Source organism: Phycicoccus mangrovi (assembly GCF_018729305.1).
GTDB lineage: Bacteria > Actinomycetota > Actinomycetes > Actinomycetales > Dermatophilaceae > Phycicoccus > Phycicoccus jejuensis.
Map to the genome: position 1 here is coordinate 1 of NZ_JAHHWP010000008.1, position 15672 is coordinate 15672.

Annotated in this window: 16 protein-coding genes; 11 read left to right on the forward strand and 5 right to left on the reverse strand. The window is 75.2% G+C overall.

Going from position 1 to position 15672, the window contains the following annotated elements:
* The first annotated feature begins 91 nt into the window (after positions 1–91).
* The 5 genes from KMZ30_RS04790 to KMZ30_RS04810 all read left to right on the forward strand — a co-directional run bounded on the left by KMZ30_RS04790 (position 92) and on the right by KMZ30_RS04810 (position 3213).
* Positions 92–466: a helix-turn-helix domain-containing protein gene (locus KMZ30_RS04790; RefSeq protein ID WP_215512223.1), complete on the forward strand. Its 375-nt coding sequence runs from the start codon at positions 92–94 to the stop codon at positions 464–466.
* An 83-nt stretch (positions 467–549) separates the two neighbouring features.
* Entirely contained in the window at positions 550–1254 is a 705-nt protein-coding gene (locus KMZ30_RS04795) for a hypothetical protein (protein WP_215512224.1), read from the forward strand.
* A 207-nt stretch (positions 1255–1461) separates the two neighbouring features.
* Complete coding sequence (locus KMZ30_RS04800) at positions 1462–2442, forward strand: asparaginase (protein ID WP_215519892.1); 981 nt, start codon at positions 1462–1464, stop codon at positions 2440–2442.
* Positions 2439–2864, forward strand: a complete 426-nt coding sequence (gene dtd / locus KMZ30_RS04805) for a D-aminoacyl-tRNA deacylase (protein ID WP_215512235.1) — start codon at positions 2439–2441, stop codon at positions 2862–2864. The genes KMZ30_RS04800 and dtd overlap by 4 nt, the downstream gene beginning before the upstream one ends.
* A gap of 16 nt (positions 2865–2880) precedes the next feature.
* Positions 2881–3213, forward strand: a complete 333-nt coding sequence (locus KMZ30_RS04810) for a DUF2516 family protein (RefSeq protein ID WP_215512236.1) — start codon at positions 2881–2883, stop codon at positions 3211–3213.
* Here KMZ30_RS04810 and KMZ30_RS04815 read toward each other — a convergent pair.
* Positions 3198–4001, reverse strand: a complete 804-nt coding sequence (locus KMZ30_RS04815; RefSeq protein ID WP_215512237.1) for a class I SAM-dependent methyltransferase — start codon at positions 3999–4001, stop codon at positions 3198–3200. The two genes, KMZ30_RS04810 and KMZ30_RS04815, sit on opposite strands and share 16 nt — an antisense overlap.
* Before the next feature lie 96 nt (positions 4002–4097).
* Here KMZ30_RS04815 and KMZ30_RS04820 point away from each other — a divergent pair, with 96 nt between their 5' ends.
* The 4 genes from KMZ30_RS04820 to KMZ30_RS04835 all read left to right on the forward strand — a co-directional run bounded on the left by KMZ30_RS04820 (position 4098) and on the right by KMZ30_RS04835 (position 7562).
* Positions 4098–4898 carry a hypothetical protein gene (locus tag KMZ30_RS04820; protein WP_215512238.1) on the forward strand — a complete coding sequence of 267 codons (801 nt, stop codon included), beginning with the start codon at positions 4098–4100 and terminating at the stop codon, positions 4896–4898.
* Positions 4895–6211, forward strand: a complete 1317-nt coding sequence (mshA, locus tag KMZ30_RS04825; RefSeq protein ID WP_215512239.1) for a D-inositol-3-phosphate glycosyltransferase — start codon at positions 4895–4897, stop codon at positions 6209–6211. Before KMZ30_RS04820 ends, mshA begins: the two co-directional genes overlap by 4 nt.
* Complete coding sequence (locus KMZ30_RS04830; protein WP_051750509.1) at positions 6208–6729, forward strand: type III secretion system chaperone family protein; 522 nt, start codon at positions 6208–6210, stop codon at positions 6727–6729. Before mshA ends, KMZ30_RS04830 begins: the two co-directional genes overlap by 4 nt.
* 95 nt (positions 6730–6824) lie before the next feature.
* Positions 6825–7562, forward strand: a complete 738-nt coding sequence (locus KMZ30_RS04835; RefSeq protein ID WP_215512240.1) for a phosphoglyceromutase — start codon at positions 6825–6827, stop codon at positions 7560–7562.
* Between the two features lie 15 nt (positions 7563–7577).
* On the opposite strand, the gene KMZ30_RS04840 is transcribed toward KMZ30_RS04835, so the two are convergent.
* The 4 genes from KMZ30_RS04840 to phoU all read right to left on the reverse strand — a co-directional run bounded on the left by KMZ30_RS04840 (position 7578) and on the right by phoU (position 13568).
* Entirely contained in the window at positions 7578–9503 is a 1926-nt protein-coding gene (locus KMZ30_RS04840) for a hypothetical protein (RefSeq protein ID WP_215512241.1), read from the reverse strand.
* Positions 9504–9914: 411 nt separating this feature from the next.
* Positions 9915–11825 carry a SigE family RNA polymerase sigma factor gene (locus tag KMZ30_RS04845; protein ID WP_215519878.1) on the reverse strand — a complete coding sequence of 637 codons (1911 nt, stop codon included), beginning with the start codon at positions 11823–11825 and terminating at the stop codon, positions 9915–9917.
* A gap of 87 nt (positions 11826–11912) precedes the next feature.
* Positions 11913–12839, reverse strand: a complete 927-nt coding sequence (ppk2, locus tag KMZ30_RS04850) for a polyphosphate kinase 2 (RefSeq protein ID WP_215512243.1) — start codon at positions 12837–12839, stop codon at positions 11913–11915.
* Between the two features lie 39 nt (positions 12840–12878).
* Positions 12879–13568, reverse strand: a complete 690-nt coding sequence (gene phoU / locus KMZ30_RS04855) for a phosphate signaling complex protein PhoU (protein ID WP_030528496.1) — start codon at positions 13566–13568, stop codon at positions 12879–12881.
* A gap of 190 nt (positions 13569–13758) precedes the next feature.
* On the opposite strand from phoU, the gene KMZ30_RS04860 reads away from it, so the two are divergent.
* The gene (locus KMZ30_RS04860; RefSeq protein ID WP_215512244.1) at positions 13759–14952 is read left to right on the forward strand and encodes a sensor histidine kinase; all 1194 of its coding nucleotides are present in this window, start codon (positions 13759–13761) and stop codon (positions 14950–14952) included.
* On the forward strand, positions 14949–15629 hold the full coding sequence (locus tag KMZ30_RS04865; RefSeq protein ID WP_215512245.1) for a response regulator: 681 nt from the start codon (positions 14949–14951) through the stop codon (positions 15627–15629). The genes KMZ30_RS04860 and KMZ30_RS04865 overlap by 4 nt, the downstream gene beginning before the upstream one ends.
* Positions 15630–15672 lie beyond the last annotated feature (43 nt).

A 15672-nucleotide genomic window follows, 5' to 3' on the forward strand; every position in this document is an offset into this window, starting at 1 on the left:
CACCCACGTTCGGGGAAGGTCGGGGCGGTGTGGGGCGGCTCACGCTTGCCCGAGTTTGCATTTTGCTAACTGGAGCAAGCAGAATGGGGGCATGAGCAAGAACCCGCTGAACGACCTGGGCGAGAGCCTCGGCGAGTACCTGCGCGACCAGCGCCGGTCCGCCCGGCTCTCCCTGCGTCAGCTCAGCGAGCTCGCCGGGGTGTCCAACCCCTACCTGTCGCAGATCGAGCGCGGGCTCAAGCGCCCGAGCGCCGAGATCCTCCAGCAGCTGGCCAAGGGTCTCGAGGTCTCGGCCGAGTCGCTCTACGTGCGCGCCGGCATCCTCGACGCCGAGCACGCGCCCTCGTCGGACGAGGCGCCGGACGTGCGCCGGGCCATCGCCGAGGACCCGCGCCTCACCGCGCGCCAGCGCAAGACCCTCCTCGACATCTACGAGTCCTACGTCGAGGACGACGCCCGGCCCTGAGGCCGCACCGCCCCACGGCAGCGCCGCCCGCCGGGCCACCCAGACACCGTCAGTACTGCAGTCCCACCACGAAGGAGCCCACCATGGCCGTCAAGGACGACCTCCGCAAGACCGTCGACACCACCCCCCTCTACGCCCTCGCCGGCGCCACCGACCTCGCCGTCGAGAAGGTCCGCGAGGCCCAGAAGCGCGCCGACGCGCGCCGCGCCGAGATGACCAAGCGCGCCGAGGCCGCGCGCGCCGACCTCGCGCCGGCCGCCATCCAGGCCCGCGTCACCACGGTCGCCGGCCAGGTCAAGGAGCTTCCGGCGCTCGCCGTCAACCAGGGCCTCGTCGTCGGCGGCAAGGTCTCCGAGGGCTACGACGACCTCGTGACCCGCGGCAAGGACATCGTCGCCCGCCTCCGCCGCCAGCAGGCCACGCAGGACCTCGTCGCGCAGGCCGAGACGACCGTCGCGCAGGCCAAGGGCGCCGTCACGACCGCCCGCAAGGCCGTCGCCGAGGTCGAGCGCTCCGCCAAGGCCACCGTCACCGTCGGTCGCAAGGAGGCCGCGAAGGCCTCCGACGTCGTCGCCGAGACCGTCGAGCAGGACGCCAAGGTCGCCGAGACCGAGGTCAAGACCGCCGCCAAGCGCACCCGCACCGCGGCCAAGCGCACGAGCACGACGACCAAGAAGGCCGCGAAGAAGACGACCTCCTCCACGAAGGCCGCGACGACGAGCGCGCGCAAGACGGTCAAGGCCGTCGAGAAGGCCGTCGAGGCCGGCGCCGCCAAGGTCGGCGACTGACCCTCGCACCACCTCCCGGGGCCCGACCCCGTCGAGTGAACAGGACACGCCGTGTGGGCAGCAGCCCGCGCGGCGTGTCCTGTTCACTCGACGGGTGGGGCGGCGGTGGGGGCGCACCCGGCGGGACCCACCGGCGCTAGGGTCGCTGGCGTGTCCGACCCCGCCGCACCCGCCCCGCTGCCCGCCTCCTCGCTCGCGTCCTCCGCGATGCCCACCCCGCCCGCGCTCGCGGACGCCCCCGTCCTCGCCCACGTCGTGCGCGGCGGGGTCGTCGAGTCCGCGCACCGCGCGAGCGTCGCCGTCACGGCGCCCGACGGCACCCTCGAGCACGCCTGGGGCGCCGCCGACGACCCGGTCTTCCCGCGCAGCTCGAACAAGCCGGTCCAGGCCCTGGCGATGCTCCGCGCCGGCCTGCACCTGCCCCCGCCGCACCTCGCCCTCGCGAGCGCCAGCCACAGCGGCGAGCCGTTCCACCTCGACGGCGTCCGGGCGATGCTCGAGGCCGCCGGGTTCACCGAGGCCGACCTCCAGAACACCCCGGACCTGCCCTACGACCCGCAGGAGCGCGACGCCTGGCTCGCCGCCGGCCGCGCCGCCTCGTCCATCGCCCAGAACTGCTCGGGCAAGCACGCGGGGATGCTCGCCGCCTGCCGCGCCGCCGGGTGGGACCCCGCCACCTACATCGACCCGCAGCACCCGCTCCAGCGGCTCATGGACGCCACCCTCGAGGACCTCACCGGCGAGCCGGTCGCGGCGACGGCGGTCGACGGCTGCGGCGCACCGGTCATGGCCGTCTCGCTCGCCGGCCTCGCGCGGGCCCTCGGGCGGATCGCCGCCGCCGACCCGGCCACCGACGAGGGCCGGGTCGCCGACGCGATCCGGTCGCACCCCGAGATGCTCGGCGGGACCCGGCGCGACGTCACCGCGCTGATCCGCGGGACCGAGGGCGTCGTCGCGAAGGACGGGGCCGAGTCGGTCTACGCGGTCGGTCTGCCCGACGGCCGGGGCATCGCCCTCAAGGTCGCCGACGGCGGGCAGCGCGCCCGCCCGGTCATCCTCGCCGCGGTGCTGCGCCGGCTGGGCGTCGCGTCCGACGCCTACACCCGCCTCGAGGACGCACCCGTCCTCGGCCACGGCGCCCCCGTCGGGGCGGTCGTCGCCGTCGGGCTCGACGAGGGCGCTGCGTGAGGGCGGTCCTCCAGCGCGTCTCGCGGGCGGCCGTCCGGGTCGAGGGAGAGGTCGTCGGGTCGATCGACCGGCCGGGGCTCGTCGCCCTCGTCGGTGCGACCCATGACGACGGGCCCGAGCAGGTCGCGACGCTCGCCCGCAAGATCGCGGAGCTGCGCATCCTCCACGACGAGCGCTCGGTGCTCGACGAGGGCGCACCGGTGCTCGTGGTCAGCCAGTTCACGCTCTACGCGGACACCCGCAAGGGCCGCCGGCCGTCGTGGAACGCCGCGGCGCCGGGGCCGGTGGCCGAGCCGCTCGTCGACGCCGTCGTCGGGGCCCTGCGCGAGCGCGGGGTCGAGGTGGCGACCGGCCGCTTCGGGGCGCACATGGAGGTCGAGCTGGTCGGCGATGGCCCGGTGACCATCGTCCTCGACGTCTGACACCTAGGCTGTCGGCATGACTTGGCTCCGGTCCGCCCAGGACATCGTCTACCTCGTGCTCTCCGTGGCCGCCCTCGGCGTCGAGCTCTGGGCCCTCGTGGACTGCCTGCGCCGCCGCCCCGACGCGTTCGTCGCCGCCGGCAAGCGGACGAAGAACTTCTGGATGCTCGTGACGGGCGTCGCGGCCCTCATCGGGTTCGCCACCGTGGCGAGCCCGGCCGCGCTGGGGCTCCTCGGCATCGCCGCGCTCATCGGCTCCGGCGTCTACCTCGCCGACGTCAAGCCGGCCCTCGACCAGGTGACGGGCCGCGGCAGCACCGGCCGGCAGGGTCCCTACGGCCCCTGGTGAGGCGCGACGGCGGACCACGCGAGCGTCAGCTCACCGAGCCGCCAGCGTGACGGGCCGTCGACGAGCGGCCAGCCGGCCTCCCGCAGCGCCGTCGCCGTCGCGATGAAGCGCTGCCGCACGCCGTAGGACGCGAGCGGCGCCTGCCGCAGCCACGCGTCGTCGAGCGCCCCGAGCAGCGTGTGCACCGGCTCGCCGGGGACGTTGCGGTGGATGAGCGCCTTGGGCAGCCGCTCGGCGACCACCCCCGGCCGCTCGAGCCCTCGCAGCCGCCACGACAGGGTCAGCGTCTCAGGGCCGTCGGCGCCGACCGCCACCCACGCGGCGAGCCGGCCGAGCTCGTCGCACGTGCCGTCGACGAGCAGCCCGCCCGGTGCGAGGCGCTCGACGGTGGTCGCCCACGCCTGCCCCACCTCGTCCTCGTCGTACTGGCGCAGGACGTTGAAGGCGCGCACGAGCACCGGTCGCGCGCCGGCCGGCAGGGGCACCTCGAAGCCGCCGCGCACGAACCGCAGTCCCGGCCGCTCGAGGGGACGGGCGGCGGCCACCCGGGCCGGGTCGATCTCGATGCCGACGACCTGCACGTCCGGGCGCACCCGGCGCAGCCGCTCGTGCAGCTCGAGGGCCGTGACCGGCGAGGCTCCGTAGCCGAGGTCGACGACGACGGGCTCCGGCCCGGCCCGGCGCAGCCGCCAGCCCTGCGGCCCGGCGAGCCAGCGGTCGCACCGCCGCAGCCGGTTGGGGTTGGTGGTGCCGCGCGTGATGACACCCACGGGTCGCTGGCCGGCCACCGGACCAGCCTAGGGCGACGCAGCGCGGCATCCGCCCGCCGTCGAGGGACGTCCACCGCGCACCGGGTGCCCGGCCGGCCGACATACCCTTGAGCGGTGCTGACGTGGTGGCGCTCCGAGGGGCGGGAACAGCGGGTGAGCCTGTCGATGGTCTCGCTCGTGCTCTCGCTGACGGCCGCCCTCGTCCTCGGGCTGACCTCGTGGGTTCCTCGCGTGCTCGCCCGCGACATCGGCATCGTCGACGCCGAGCCCGGGCTGCTCCAGGTCTCCCAGAACGCCTTCGGGGTGCAGTCGCTCGGGGCCGGCCTCACCGTCACCCTCTACGACCGCGGGTTCCGGCTCTCGCGGGGCAGCACCGTCCTCGCCGACACGGTGACCAAGGGGGCGCCGGTCGTCGCGATGACCGGGACCGTCGACGAGACCGGTGACCACCCGCGCGAGACGGTCTCCCGCGTCTACTCGGCGGTCAGCATCGACGCCGTGAGCCGCGACGACGAGACCGTCACCTACAGCGGGGTCGTCCACGACGGGACGGGCAGCCTCCCGCTGCGCATCCGGTTCGAGCCGACCGACGGGCGCATCCGGATGGACGTCGCCGTTCGTGGTGCCTCCGCGGTCGCGGTCAACCTCGACTGGCGACCCGCGACCGTCGGCATCGCCCCGGCGCTGCCGGAGCGCAACCTGCGCGCCCGGGCGTACTGGGTCGACCCCGTCGAGACCGAGCAGCCGGCGTTCACGTGGGTGCTCGGGACCGACGTCTCCATCGCCCCGATCCAGGTCCCGCGCGCCGTCGACCTGCGCCAGGACGGCCGCATCGGGATCCACGTGTGGTCGCCGCGGGCCGTGGTGACCGTCACGGACACGCCCCGGCCGAGCGTGGAAGACTCGCTCCCATGATTGACCCGACCGGTGCGCCGCGCCCGCACCGCGTCGCCATGGTCACGGTGCACACCTCCCCGCTCGCGCAGCCGGGCACCGGGGACGCCGGGGGGATGAACGTCTACGTCCTCGAGGTCGCGCGCCGGCTCGCCCGCCTCGGGACGCAGGTGGACCTCTTCACGCGGACGACGAGCGCGGCGCAGGCCGAGGTCGTCGAGGTGGAGCCGGGCGTCGTCGTCCGGCACGTCGCCGCCGGCCCGTACGAGGGGCTTTCCAAGGAGGACCTGCCCGGCCAGCTGTGCGCCTTCGCCGCCGGGATGATGCGGGTCGCGGCCCACGCGCCCCTCGGCTACTACGACCTCGTCCACTCCCACTACTGGCTCTCGGGGCAGGTGGGGTGGCTCGCCGCCGACCGCTGGGGCGTGCCGCTCGTGCACTCGATGCACACGATGGCCCGGGTCAAGAACCTCCACCTCGCCGACGGCGACGAGCCCGAGCCCCGCGGCCGCGAGATCGGCGAGTCGCAGGTCGTCGAGGCGGCCGACCGGCTCGTGGCGAACACCGAGCGGGAGGCGCGCGAGCTCGTAGACCTCTACGACGCCGACCCGGCCCGGGTCGCGGTCGCCGCTCCCGGGGTCGACCTCGGGACGTTCACGCCCGGCCCGGTCGCGCAGGCCCGCGCCGAGCTCGGGCTGCCCGCCGACGCGGTGCTCCTGCTCTTCGTCGGGCGCGTGCAGCCGCTCAAGGCGCCGGACGTGCTCGTGCGGGCCGCCGCCGAGCTCGTGCGGCGGCACCCCGCGCTGCGCGAGCGGCTCGTCGTCGCGGTGCTCGGCGGGGCGAGCGGCGCCGGCGAGCGGACGCCGATGGGGCTGGACGCGCTCGCGACCTCGCTCGGGATCGGTGACCGGCTGCGGCTCGTCCCGCCGGTCGACCGCGCGACGCTGGCCCGCTGGTACCGCGCGGCCGACGTCGTCGCCGTCCCGTCGCACAACGAGTCGTTCGGGCTCGTCGCCGTCGAGGCGCAGGCCTGCGGCACCCCCGTCGTCGCCGCGAACGTGGGCGGGCTGCCGACGGCCGTCGGGGACGGTGGGCTGCTCGTGGACGGGCACGACACCGCCGACTGGGCGACGGCCCTCGGGCGGGTCGTTCTCGAGCCCGGGCTGCGGGACGCGTTGTCCGCGAGGGCGGTCGAGCACGCCCGCGGGTTCGGGTGGGAGCGGACGGCCGAGCGCCTGCTCGAGGTCTACGGCGAGGCGCTGGCCCGGCCGAAGGACGTCTCCATCCACGACGCGCAGCGCATCGCCGGTGTGCCGCAGGCGGTCATCCCGTGAGCACCCCCGACCTGCTCGCCACCGTGCGGGCGTTCCTCGACGAGTCCGGGCTCGAGTGGGAGGCCGGCGCCCGCGACGACGAGGTCGTCGTCGCGCTCCCCGGCGAGAAGAAGCTGAAGACCGTCGTGTCGCTCGTCTGCGGCGAGCAGGCGCTGTCGGTGTCGGCGTTCGTCATCCGCAACCCCGACGAGAACCACGGCGAGGTCTACCGGTTCCTCCTCAGCCGCAACCTGCGCCTGCCGGGGCTCGCGTACGCCGTCGACCGGTCGGGTGACGTCTTCGTGACCGGCCGGGTGCCGGCCGCGGGGGTGGACGCCGACCAGCTCGACCAGCTGCTCGGGGTCGTCCTGGCCGCGGCCGACGAGCCGTTCAACGAGCTGCTCGTCATGGGCTTCCTCTCCTCGATGCGCAAGGAGTGGGAGTGGCGGGTCTCGCGCGGCGAGAGCCTGCGCAACCTCGAGGCCTTCCGGCACATCCTCGAGCGGCCGGGCGACCCGCCGCGCGAGGGCTCCGCCTGACCCGGCTGCGGGTCCGGCTCCGGGCCGCGGCGCAGGGGTGTCCACGCGGGCGGATGGCGGGTCCCGCGTCGTCCGCGGCTCGCTAGGCTGGCGGCATGACGGAGCACACGCTGATCCTCCTGCGCCACGGCGAGTCCGACTGGAACCAGAAGAACCTCTTCACCGGATGGGTCGACGTCGACCTCACCGACAAGGGCCGCGCCGAGGCCGTGCGCGGCGGGCAGCTGATGCGTGACGCCGGCCTGCTGCCCGACGTCGTCCACACGTCGGTGCTGCGCCGCGCCATCACGACGGCGAACCTTGCGCTCGACGCGTGCGACCGCCACTGGGTGCCGGTGCACCGCAGCTGGCGCCTCAACGAGCGTCACTACGGCGCGCTCCAGGGCCTGGACAAGGCCGCGACCCGTGACAAGTACGGCGACGAGCAGTTCATGCTGTGGCGCCGTTCGTTCGACACCCCGCCGCCGCCCATCGAGACCGGCAGCGAGTTCGACCAGACCGGGGACCCGCGCTACGCCGGCGTCGACGTGCCCGCCACCGAGTGCCTCGCCGACGTCATCCCGCGGATGATGCCCTACTGGGAGAACGAGCTCCGCGCCGACCTCAGCGCCGGGCGGACCGTCCTCGTCACCGCGCACGGCAACAGCCTGCGCGCGCTCGTCAAGCACCTCGACGGCATCAGCGACGACGACATCGCCGGCCTCAACATCCCGACGGGCATGCCGCTGGTCTACCGGCTCGGCGAGGACTTCATGCCGACCGCTGCCGGCGAGTACCTCGACCCGGAGGCCGCGGCGGCCGCGGCGGCGGCGGTGGCGAACCAGGGTCGCTGAGCGCGGTCGGACGGCTCAGGCCGGGTTGGGCAGCACCGGCACCTCGCCGCTGGTGCCCCTGGCCGGCAGGCCGAGCCACCCCGTGTCCCGGTCGCCGAGCAGGGCCTGGCCGACCGGGGGCACGCCGGAGTGGACCAGGCGGCCGTCGGCGTCGCGCACGACGAGGCGGAACGCCGCTGCGTCGTCGGCGTTGACGACGGAGACCACCGCGGTGCGGCGCTTCATCGGCGTCACCTTCGAGACGGGGTAGGCGTTCGGGCTCGTCGCGAGCAGCTGGCAGGTGGCGCCGCCCTCGGGGACGACGACGAGGAAGCGGCCGGTGCCCGGCGGGTCGTCGTCGAGGCGGTAGACGGCCGGGGCGTCGGCCTGGTCGGACGCCACCGCGACGGCCGGGAGGACGAGGAACCCGCTGCGGCCCGAGCGCCCGTCGTCGCGGACGTCGAGCCGGCGGACGACGCCCCCGCCCGGGAGCCGCACGCTGCTGAGCAGGACGCGCCCGTCGCCGCCGGTGGGGGAGTCCGCGGCGGTGTCGAGGACGCTGCCGACGACCGGTGAGTCGCAGAGGACCTCGCCGCGCAGGTCGCGCCGGGGAAGGCCGGTGGCCGAGGCGACCTGGTCGAGGAGGCCGTCGAGCGGGGCCGCGGTGGCCGACGTGAACGCGGCGGCGTTCCAGTCCTCGGGGGTGACCGGCGGACCGTCGTAGGCCGAGACGGCCACGCGCCCGGCGATGCCCCACGGTCTGCCGGCGAGGGCGCCGACGCCGTCACGGAGCCGGACCGGGAGCGAGTCGCGTTCCACAGCACCGGTCTTCGTCGGGAGGACGAACGGGGAGAAGCGCGCCGACGTGACGGTCGGCCGGGTGAGCACGAGGAGGGCGGCGTCCTCGGCCCGCGGGACACCGACGGCGACGACGTCCTCGGCGCCGAGGATGGCGTCGAACCCGAGGCGTACCTCGTCGAGTCGCTCGGCGGGCGCGCGGGCGGGGCCGGTCCACACGCGCACCGAGGTGCTCGACGGACGCTCGCCGAGGAGGGTCGTCGCGACGACGGCCCTCGTGTCGTCGAGGTCGCCCGCCCACAACAGGCGGGTCCCCGGGCCGGCGCGGGCGACGAGGGCGAGAATGCCGAGGTCGCTGCGCAGCGGGCCGCGAGCCGGCCACCGGGACGCGGAGGCCCAGGCAGGGTCGTCCGGGCCGGCGGTCGTCGGGGCGGTCGAGGGGCGGGGTGGGGTGGCGGTGGTGCTGCTCGTCCGTCGGTCGACGACGGCCCAGGCGAGCGCGGCGGCGCCGGCTGCGGCGAGGCCGCCGAGCACCACAATGCGGCGGGAGCGCGAGGAGTGCTGGCCGGCGACGAGGGCGGCGGGGTCGGGGGGTTCGGGCTGGGAGCGGGCGAGGCGGACGACGAGGTCGTCGAGGTCCGTGCGCAGCCGTGCGTCGTCGGGGGCGAGGCCGACAGCGGCGCGGGCCTGCCGGTGCGCGGCGAGCATCCGGTGGTGGGTCTCCGCCGCGACGGGCGGGGTCGGTGTGGGGCCGTCGTCCCAGAGGACCTCGGCGGCGAGGGCCAGGCGCTGCTCCGGCGGGGTGGCGGCGAGGGCGTCGAGGAGGGCGGCGGGAACCGGGTCGTCGGGGTCGGCCACGAGCGCCGCGAGCTGGGGGAGGTGGGCGGGTGCCTCCTGCGCCTGAGATGCGGTGCCGGGGCGGGTCGGGGTGTGCGGGAGGCGGGTGACGAGCTCGCGGCGGGCGACGGCGGTGGGCGCGCCGTCCTCGACGGCGTCGGCCCAGCGCCGGCGGACGGCGACGAGGGCGTCGGTGGTGGCTCGGCGGGCGGCCACCGGGTCGAGGAGGGTGACGAGGGCGACGGCCTCGAGGTCGGGCCAGCGGGCGGCGACGAAGCGGTCGGCGTCGGCGGCGGTATCCGCGTCGGCCCGATGGCTCGTCGTCATGCGCCCATGATCACCCGGCGCGCCCGCCGGTGGGGCGGACCGGACGGTCGGGGGTCACGGCACGTTCCTGAGAGCGGCCGGGTCACATAGGTGCTCCCGGGATCCATGCGCCTCGGAAGGAATCCCTTGCCGGGTGGAAGGAATCCCTTGCCGCGCGGAAGGTTTCCCTTCCGCGCGCAGGGGAGACCTTGCCGAGCGGAAGGAATCCCATGCGGCGTGGAAGGAACTCTCTTCGGTGGGCAAGGGAAACCTTGCGGGGTGCAAGGGAAACCTTCCGCGGTGGAAGGGAAACCTTCCGCGGCGACAGGAGGCTGGGAGAGCACCATTGCTCCCGGCTCCCGGCTCCCGGCTCCCGGCTCCCGGCTCCCGGCTCCGGCTCCCGGCTCCCGGCTCCCGGCTCCGGCTCCCGGCTCACCCGTAGTAGGTGCCCGAGCCGCTGCCCACGTCGTAGAAGTCGAAGAGGTCGAGCACGTCGCGACCCGGCGGCGGGACGTCGTCGTAGAGGACCCGGCCGTCCGCCGCCCGCGCCACCACCCGCACGTCGCCCCCGGTGAACGCCGTCGTCAGCCGCGGCAGCGCGGCGCCGCCCCGCACCGGTGTCGGACGGCACAGCGGCGCCCCGCTCAGGGTGCGTAGCTGCACCGTCGCGGCGCGCGCCGGGGCGGTGACGAAGTACTTGAGGTGCTCGTCCGACCCCATGAGCGGGGTGACGTACGGTGCGCGGACCGCCGAGGCCGGGATGACGAGGGGCGCGTCTCCGTACTCAGCACTGCCGCCGCCCGCGCCTCCGCTCCGGAACGAGGCGAACCGTACGACGGCCCCGTCCGGTGTCCGCACGACGACGACCTCCGCAGAGGCCGCCCCCCTCTCCCCGAGGACGTCACGCAGGCTGTCGTCCGGGAGGACGTGGCCGGTGCGCTCGACCTCCAGCGAGCGGCGGGGCACGCCGAACGCAGCGGCGAGCTCGACCACCGTGCTCTCGGTGAACCCGCCCGGGCCGACGACCATGTCGTCGTCGGTCATCTCGCGGGGGAACGGGCCGTCGAGAGCGCCGAGCTGCAGCCGGGCGGCCGGCCCGGGTGACCGGGGCAGGACGGTCGTGGCGACGCCGTCGCGCACGGCGAAGCTGGTCCACGTACGGTCGACCCGGCCCCCGGGGGTCGGGCGCACGACGAGCGAGTAGCGCCCCTCGCGCACCCCGGGACGCGTCAGCGCGAGCAGCACGAAGCGTCGGCCGGACTGCACGGCGAGCCCGACGGCGTCCTGTGTGTCCCCCGCCCAGCTGTAGCCGAGCTGGAGCGTGGTGAGGCGCGACGCGGCGGTCCCCGCCGGTCCGCCCCACGCGCGCACCACGAACCCGTTGTCGGCGTCGACGGACGGGTCGGTCGACACGACGAGCCGTCGGTCCTCGACGTCCCCGGCGAAGAGCAGCCGGGCACCCTCGGCGTCCGAGGCGAGCATCGCCTGGACCCCGGGGTCCCGCGCGAGTGCTCCTCGAGGAGGCCAGCGGTCCACGGAGCCCCACGCCGGGTCGTCCGGCCCGGCGGTCGACGGGGCCGGGCGCGGGCCCCGGGCGACCGGGTCAGGGGTCGTCGGCCGCGACGCCACCGCCCAGCCGCCCACCCCCACACCGGCCACGGCCAGGGCTCCGACCACGACGAGCGAACGGCGGCGGACGCCGCGCTCCCGGGCCCGCACGAGGTCGGCGGGGTCCGGCGGGTCGGGCAGCGTGGCGGCGAGCCGGTCGAGGAGGTCGGCGAGGTCGATGTCCAGGCGGTGGTCCGCGGGCGCCGCCCCGGCCGCGGCGAGCGCGCCACGGTGCCCCTCGAGGAGCCGGTGTCGGGCGGCCGCGAGCGTGTCGTCGTCCGCGCCCCGCGCGCGACCGAGTCCCGCCCGGCCGAGGCCGCCGCGGTTCGGCACGAGCCGGTCCACCTCCTCGTCGGTCAGCTCCCAGAGCGGACCGGCGGCGAGCGCAGCCCGGACCGGGACCGGCTCGTGGGCCAGGGCAGCGAGGAGGGCACCGGGGACGGGGTCGTCGGGCGCGGAGGGGTCGCGCACCCCATCGCGCAACCGTTCCGGGACCGCGGTGCCGCCGGCCTCGCCGAGCGTCCGCATCCGCGCGAGGAGCTCGGTGCGCGCGGCCGCGGTCGGCGCGCCCTCCTCGACGACGTCGGACCACCGACCGTGCAGGGCGGCCACGGTGGACGCCGTCACCGCGCGGGCCCGGTCCGGGTCGAGCGTCGCGGCGAGCGCGACGGCCTCGAGGGCGGGCCAGCGCGCGGCCACGAACCCCTCGAACCCGTCCCCCTCGTCCTGCGTCACGCCGCCATGATCACCCACGAACGCGATCGTGTGCAGCCCTTCGCGACGAGCGGTCGGTCCGGACCCGCCGACGGGGCCAGGCCGACGTCAGAGCCGCGGGAGGACCCGCTCGGTGTGCTCACCCGGCTCGAAGATGCGCGAGGCCGGGCCGACGATGAGCGGGTCCGGGACCCCGACGAGGTCGACGTCCTTCGAGGCGTAGTCGACCCCGCTGAGCAGGACCCGCATCGCCTCGAGGCGGGCCCGCTTCTTGTCGTTGCTCTTGACGACGGTCCACGGGGCGTCACCGGTGTCGGTGTAGAAGAACATCGCCTCCTTGGCCTCGGTGTAGGCGTCCCACTTGTCGAGGCTCGCGAGGTCGGTCGGCGAGAGCTTCCACTGGCGCACTGGGTCGTTCTGGCGGGAGGCGAAGCGCGCGGCCTGCTCCTCCCGGCTGACGGAGAACCACAGCTTGACGAGGTGGATGCCCGAGTTGACGAGCATCCGCTCCAGCTCCGGTGCCTCGCGCATGAACTCGAGGTACTGGCTGGGGGAGCAGTAGCCCATCACGCGCTCGACGCCGGCCCGGTTGTACCAGGACCGGTCCATGAAGACGATCTCGCCGCCGCTCGGCAGGTGCTGGACGTAGCGCTGGAAGTACCACTGCGTCGTCTCGACCTCGGTCGGCTTCTCGAGCGCCACGACGCGCGCGCCGCGGGGGTTGAGGTGCTCCATGAACCGCTTGATGGCGCCACCCTTGCCGGCGGCGTCACGCCCCTCGCAGATGACGAGGACCTTGCCCCCGGTCTCCTTGACGTGCAGCTGCAGCTTGAGGAGCTCGATCTGCAGGCGGCGCTTGGTCCGCTCGTACTCGTCGCGCGGGAGCTTCCTGTCGTACGGGTAGCCGTGCTGCCACGCCTTGCCGGTCGCGGGCGCCCCGGCCCCGCCGGCCGCGTCCTCGACCTCCTCGAGGTCGTGCAGCTCCTCGAGCTCCTCGGCGTAGTCCTCCGTCACGGACCGGCGCTGGTCGTCCACGCCTCGAGCGTAGCCGCGTCGTCGCGGCCCGTCAGGGGGTCAGGCGACGGTGTGCTCGCCGACCTCGTCGTGGCCGCCGGCCGCCTCGTCGCCCCACTCGCCGGTGACGATCCAGATGACCCGCTCGGCGACCGACACGGCGTGGTCGGCGAAGCGCTCGTAGTAGCGGCCGAGGAGCACGACGTCGACCGCGGTCTCGGTGTCGTGGGCCCAGTCCCCGCCCGTCACGTGGGTGAAGAGGTCGCGGTGCAGGCGGTCCATCGCGTCGTCCTCGCGGGCGACGTCCCGGGCGGCGTCGACGTCGCGGGCCGCGATGACCGAGCCGGCCTTCTCGACGACGAGCTCGGCGACGGTACCCATCTCGCGGAAGGTGCCGCGCAGCTCCGGCGGGACCGCGGACGCGGGGTACCGCAGGCGGGCGACCTTGGCGACGTGGCGCGCCAGGTCGCCCATCCGCTCGATGTCGCTGCTCATCCGCATGCTCGTGACGACGACCCGCAGGTCCGTCGCGACCGGCTGCTGGAGGGCGATGAGGTCGAAGGAGAGGAGGTCGACCTGCTCGCGCATCCGGTCGATCTCGGCGTCGGCGGCGATGACGGAGTCGGCCAGGCTGACGTCGGCGTCGAGGAGGGCGGTCGTCGCGCGGCTCATCGCGGACGCCGCGAGGTGGGTCATCTCGACGAGGCTCTCGGCGATCCGGTCGAGCTCCTCGTGGTAGGCCTTGCGCATCACGGCTGGGGTCCTTCGTGGCTGGGGGTGCGTCGGCGCGCGACGGCAGCGGTCGGTCGCGCCGTCGCCCGGGAACCATCCCACCCGGGGATGAACCGCAGACGTGGCCGAGGTGAACTTCGGGCGTCCGGAGGCGCGGCAGGGCCCCGGATGGCGGGGAGCGGTCGGCGGACCCCCGTACCCTGACGTCGTGGATGCGACCATCGCGGCGAGCCTCGGCGGGGCGGCGGGCCTCGTCGTCGGCGCCGTCGCCGTGCTCGCGGCGCGCTGGTCCGAGCGCAGCCTCGACGACGCGCCCGTCGTCGACGAGCCGCCGCTGGCCCGCGGGGTCGGGGACGTCCTGTCGGTCCTGCGCTCCATCGCCGTCGTCGTCGACGCGTCCGATGCGGTGGTCAAGGCCTCGGCCCCCGCCGTCACCTACGGCCTCGTGCGCCACCAGGAGCTGGTCCACCACGAGCTGCGCCACCTCGCGCGCCAGGTGCGCCGCGACGGCGTCATCCGCGAGGCCGAGCTCGACCTCGCGCGCGGACCGAACCCCGACGGCAGCGTCGTCATGCGGGTGCGCGTCGCGCCGCTCGGCGTCGCGCACGTCCTCCTGCTCGCCGAGGACCACACCCACGCGCGCCGCGTCGAGGAGGTCCGCCGCGACTTCGTCGCCAACGTCAGCCACGAGCTGAAGACCCCCGTCGGCGGCATCTCGCTGCTCGCCGAGGCGGTGCTGGACGCCAAGGACGACCCCGTCGCGGTGACGCGCTTCGCGCAGCGGATCCGCGTCGAGGCCACCCGGCTCGGTCGGCTCGTGCAGGAGATCGTCGACCTCTCGCGCCTCCAGGTCGCCGACACCCTCCACGAGCCCGAGCTCGTCGACCTCGGCACCGTCGTCGTCGAGGCCGTCGACCGGGTCAAGGTCGCCGCCGAGGCCAAGGAGATCGAGCTCGGCCTCGCGACCGAGCGCGGGCTGCGCGTCTTCGGCGACCGCGAGCTGCTCGTCACCGCCGTGACCAACCTGCTGACCAACGCGGTCAACTACAGCGACCCCGGCACGAAGGTCGGGCTGGGGGCCCGCCGCGTCGACGAGACCGTCGAGGTCGCCGTCACCGACCAGGGGCAGGGGATCCCCGCGGCCGAGCTGGAGCGCATCTTCGAGCGCTTCTACCGCGTCGACGCCGCGCGCTCGCGGGCCACCGGCGGCACCGGCCTGGGCCTGGCCATCGTCAAGCACGTCTGCGCCAACCACGGCGGCGAGGTCACCGTGTGGAGCCAGGAGGGGCGCGGCTCGACGTTCACCATGAGACTCCCCGTCGCGGCCACCCCGGTCGACGACGACGACGCGACCGCGCCGGCCCCCGGCGCCGGGGTCGCCCGAGAAGAGAGCACCGCATGACGCGCATCCTGATCGTCGAGGACGAGGAGTCGTTCTCGGACCCGCTGAGCTACCTCCTGAGCAAGGAGGGCTACGAGGTCTCGGTCGCCGACAACGGGCACGACGCCCTGAGCGAGTTCGACGCCGGGGGCGCCGACCTCGTGCTGCTCGACCTCATGCTGCCCGGCCTCTCCGGCGTCGACGTGTGCCGAGCGCTGCGCCAGCGCTCGAACGTGCCGGTCATCATGCTCACGGCCAAGGACAGCGAGATCGACAAGGTCGTCGGCCTCGAGCTCGGCGCCGACGACTACGTGACCAAGCCGTACTCCTCCCGCGAGCTGCTGGCCCGCATCAAGGCCGTCCTGCGCCGCGGGGCCGAGCCCGAGGAGCTCCTGCCGACGACCCTCGAGGCCGGGCCGGTGCGGATGGACGTCGAGCGCCACGTCGTCACCGTCCGCGGCGAGCAGCGCTCGATGCCGCTCAAGGAGTTCGAGCTCCTCGAGATGCTCCTGCGCAACACCGGGCGGGTGCTGACCCGCGGGCAGCTCATCGACCGGGTGTGGGGCAGCGACTACGTCGGCGACACCAAGACCCTCGACGTCCACGTCAAGCGCCTGCGCGCCAAGATCGAGGACGACCCGGGGGCGCCGCAGCACATCGTCACCGTGCGCGGCCTGGGCTACAAGTTCGAGGCCTGAGGGCCGGCCGGGCGGCGCGCCGGGCCCGCGGCGCCGGCGCGCG

Excerpts from the sequence above, each read along its gene's own strand:
- KMZ30_RS04800 (WP_215519892.1), top strand. The coding sequence starts at position 1,462 with ATGCCCACCCCGCCCGCGCTCGCGGACGCCCCCGTCCTCGCCCACGTC.
- KMZ30_RS04790 (WP_215512223.1), top strand. The coding sequence starts at position 92 with ATGAGCAAGAACCCGCTGAACGACCTGGGCGAGAGCCTCGGCGAGTAC.
- KMZ30_RS04865 (WP_215512245.1), top strand. The coding sequence starts at position 14,949 with ATGACGCGCATCCTGATCGTCGAGGACGAGGAGTCGTTCTCGGACCCG.
- phoU (WP_030528496.1), bottom strand. The coding sequence starts at position 13,568 with ATGCGCAAGGCCTACCACGAGGAGCTCGACCGGATCGCCGAGAGCCTC.
- KMZ30_RS04810 (WP_215512236.1), top strand. The coding sequence starts at position 2,881 with ATGACTTGGCTCCGGTCCGCCCAGGACATCGTCTACCTCGTGCTCTCC.
- KMZ30_RS04835 (WP_215512240.1), top strand. The coding sequence starts at position 6,825 with ATGACGGAGCACACGCTGATCCTCCTGCGCCACGGCGAGTCCGACTGG.
- KMZ30_RS04840 (WP_215512241.1), bottom strand. The coding sequence starts at position 9,503 with ATGACGACGAGCCATCGGGCCGACGCGGATACCGCCGCCGACGCCGAC.
- mshA (WP_215512239.1), top strand. The coding sequence starts at position 4,895 with ATGATTGACCCGACCGGTGCGCCGCGCCCGCACCGCGTCGCCATGGTC.
- KMZ30_RS04795 (WP_215512224.1), top strand. The coding sequence starts at position 550 with ATGGCCGTCAAGGACGACCTCCGCAAGACCGTCGACACCACCCCCCTC.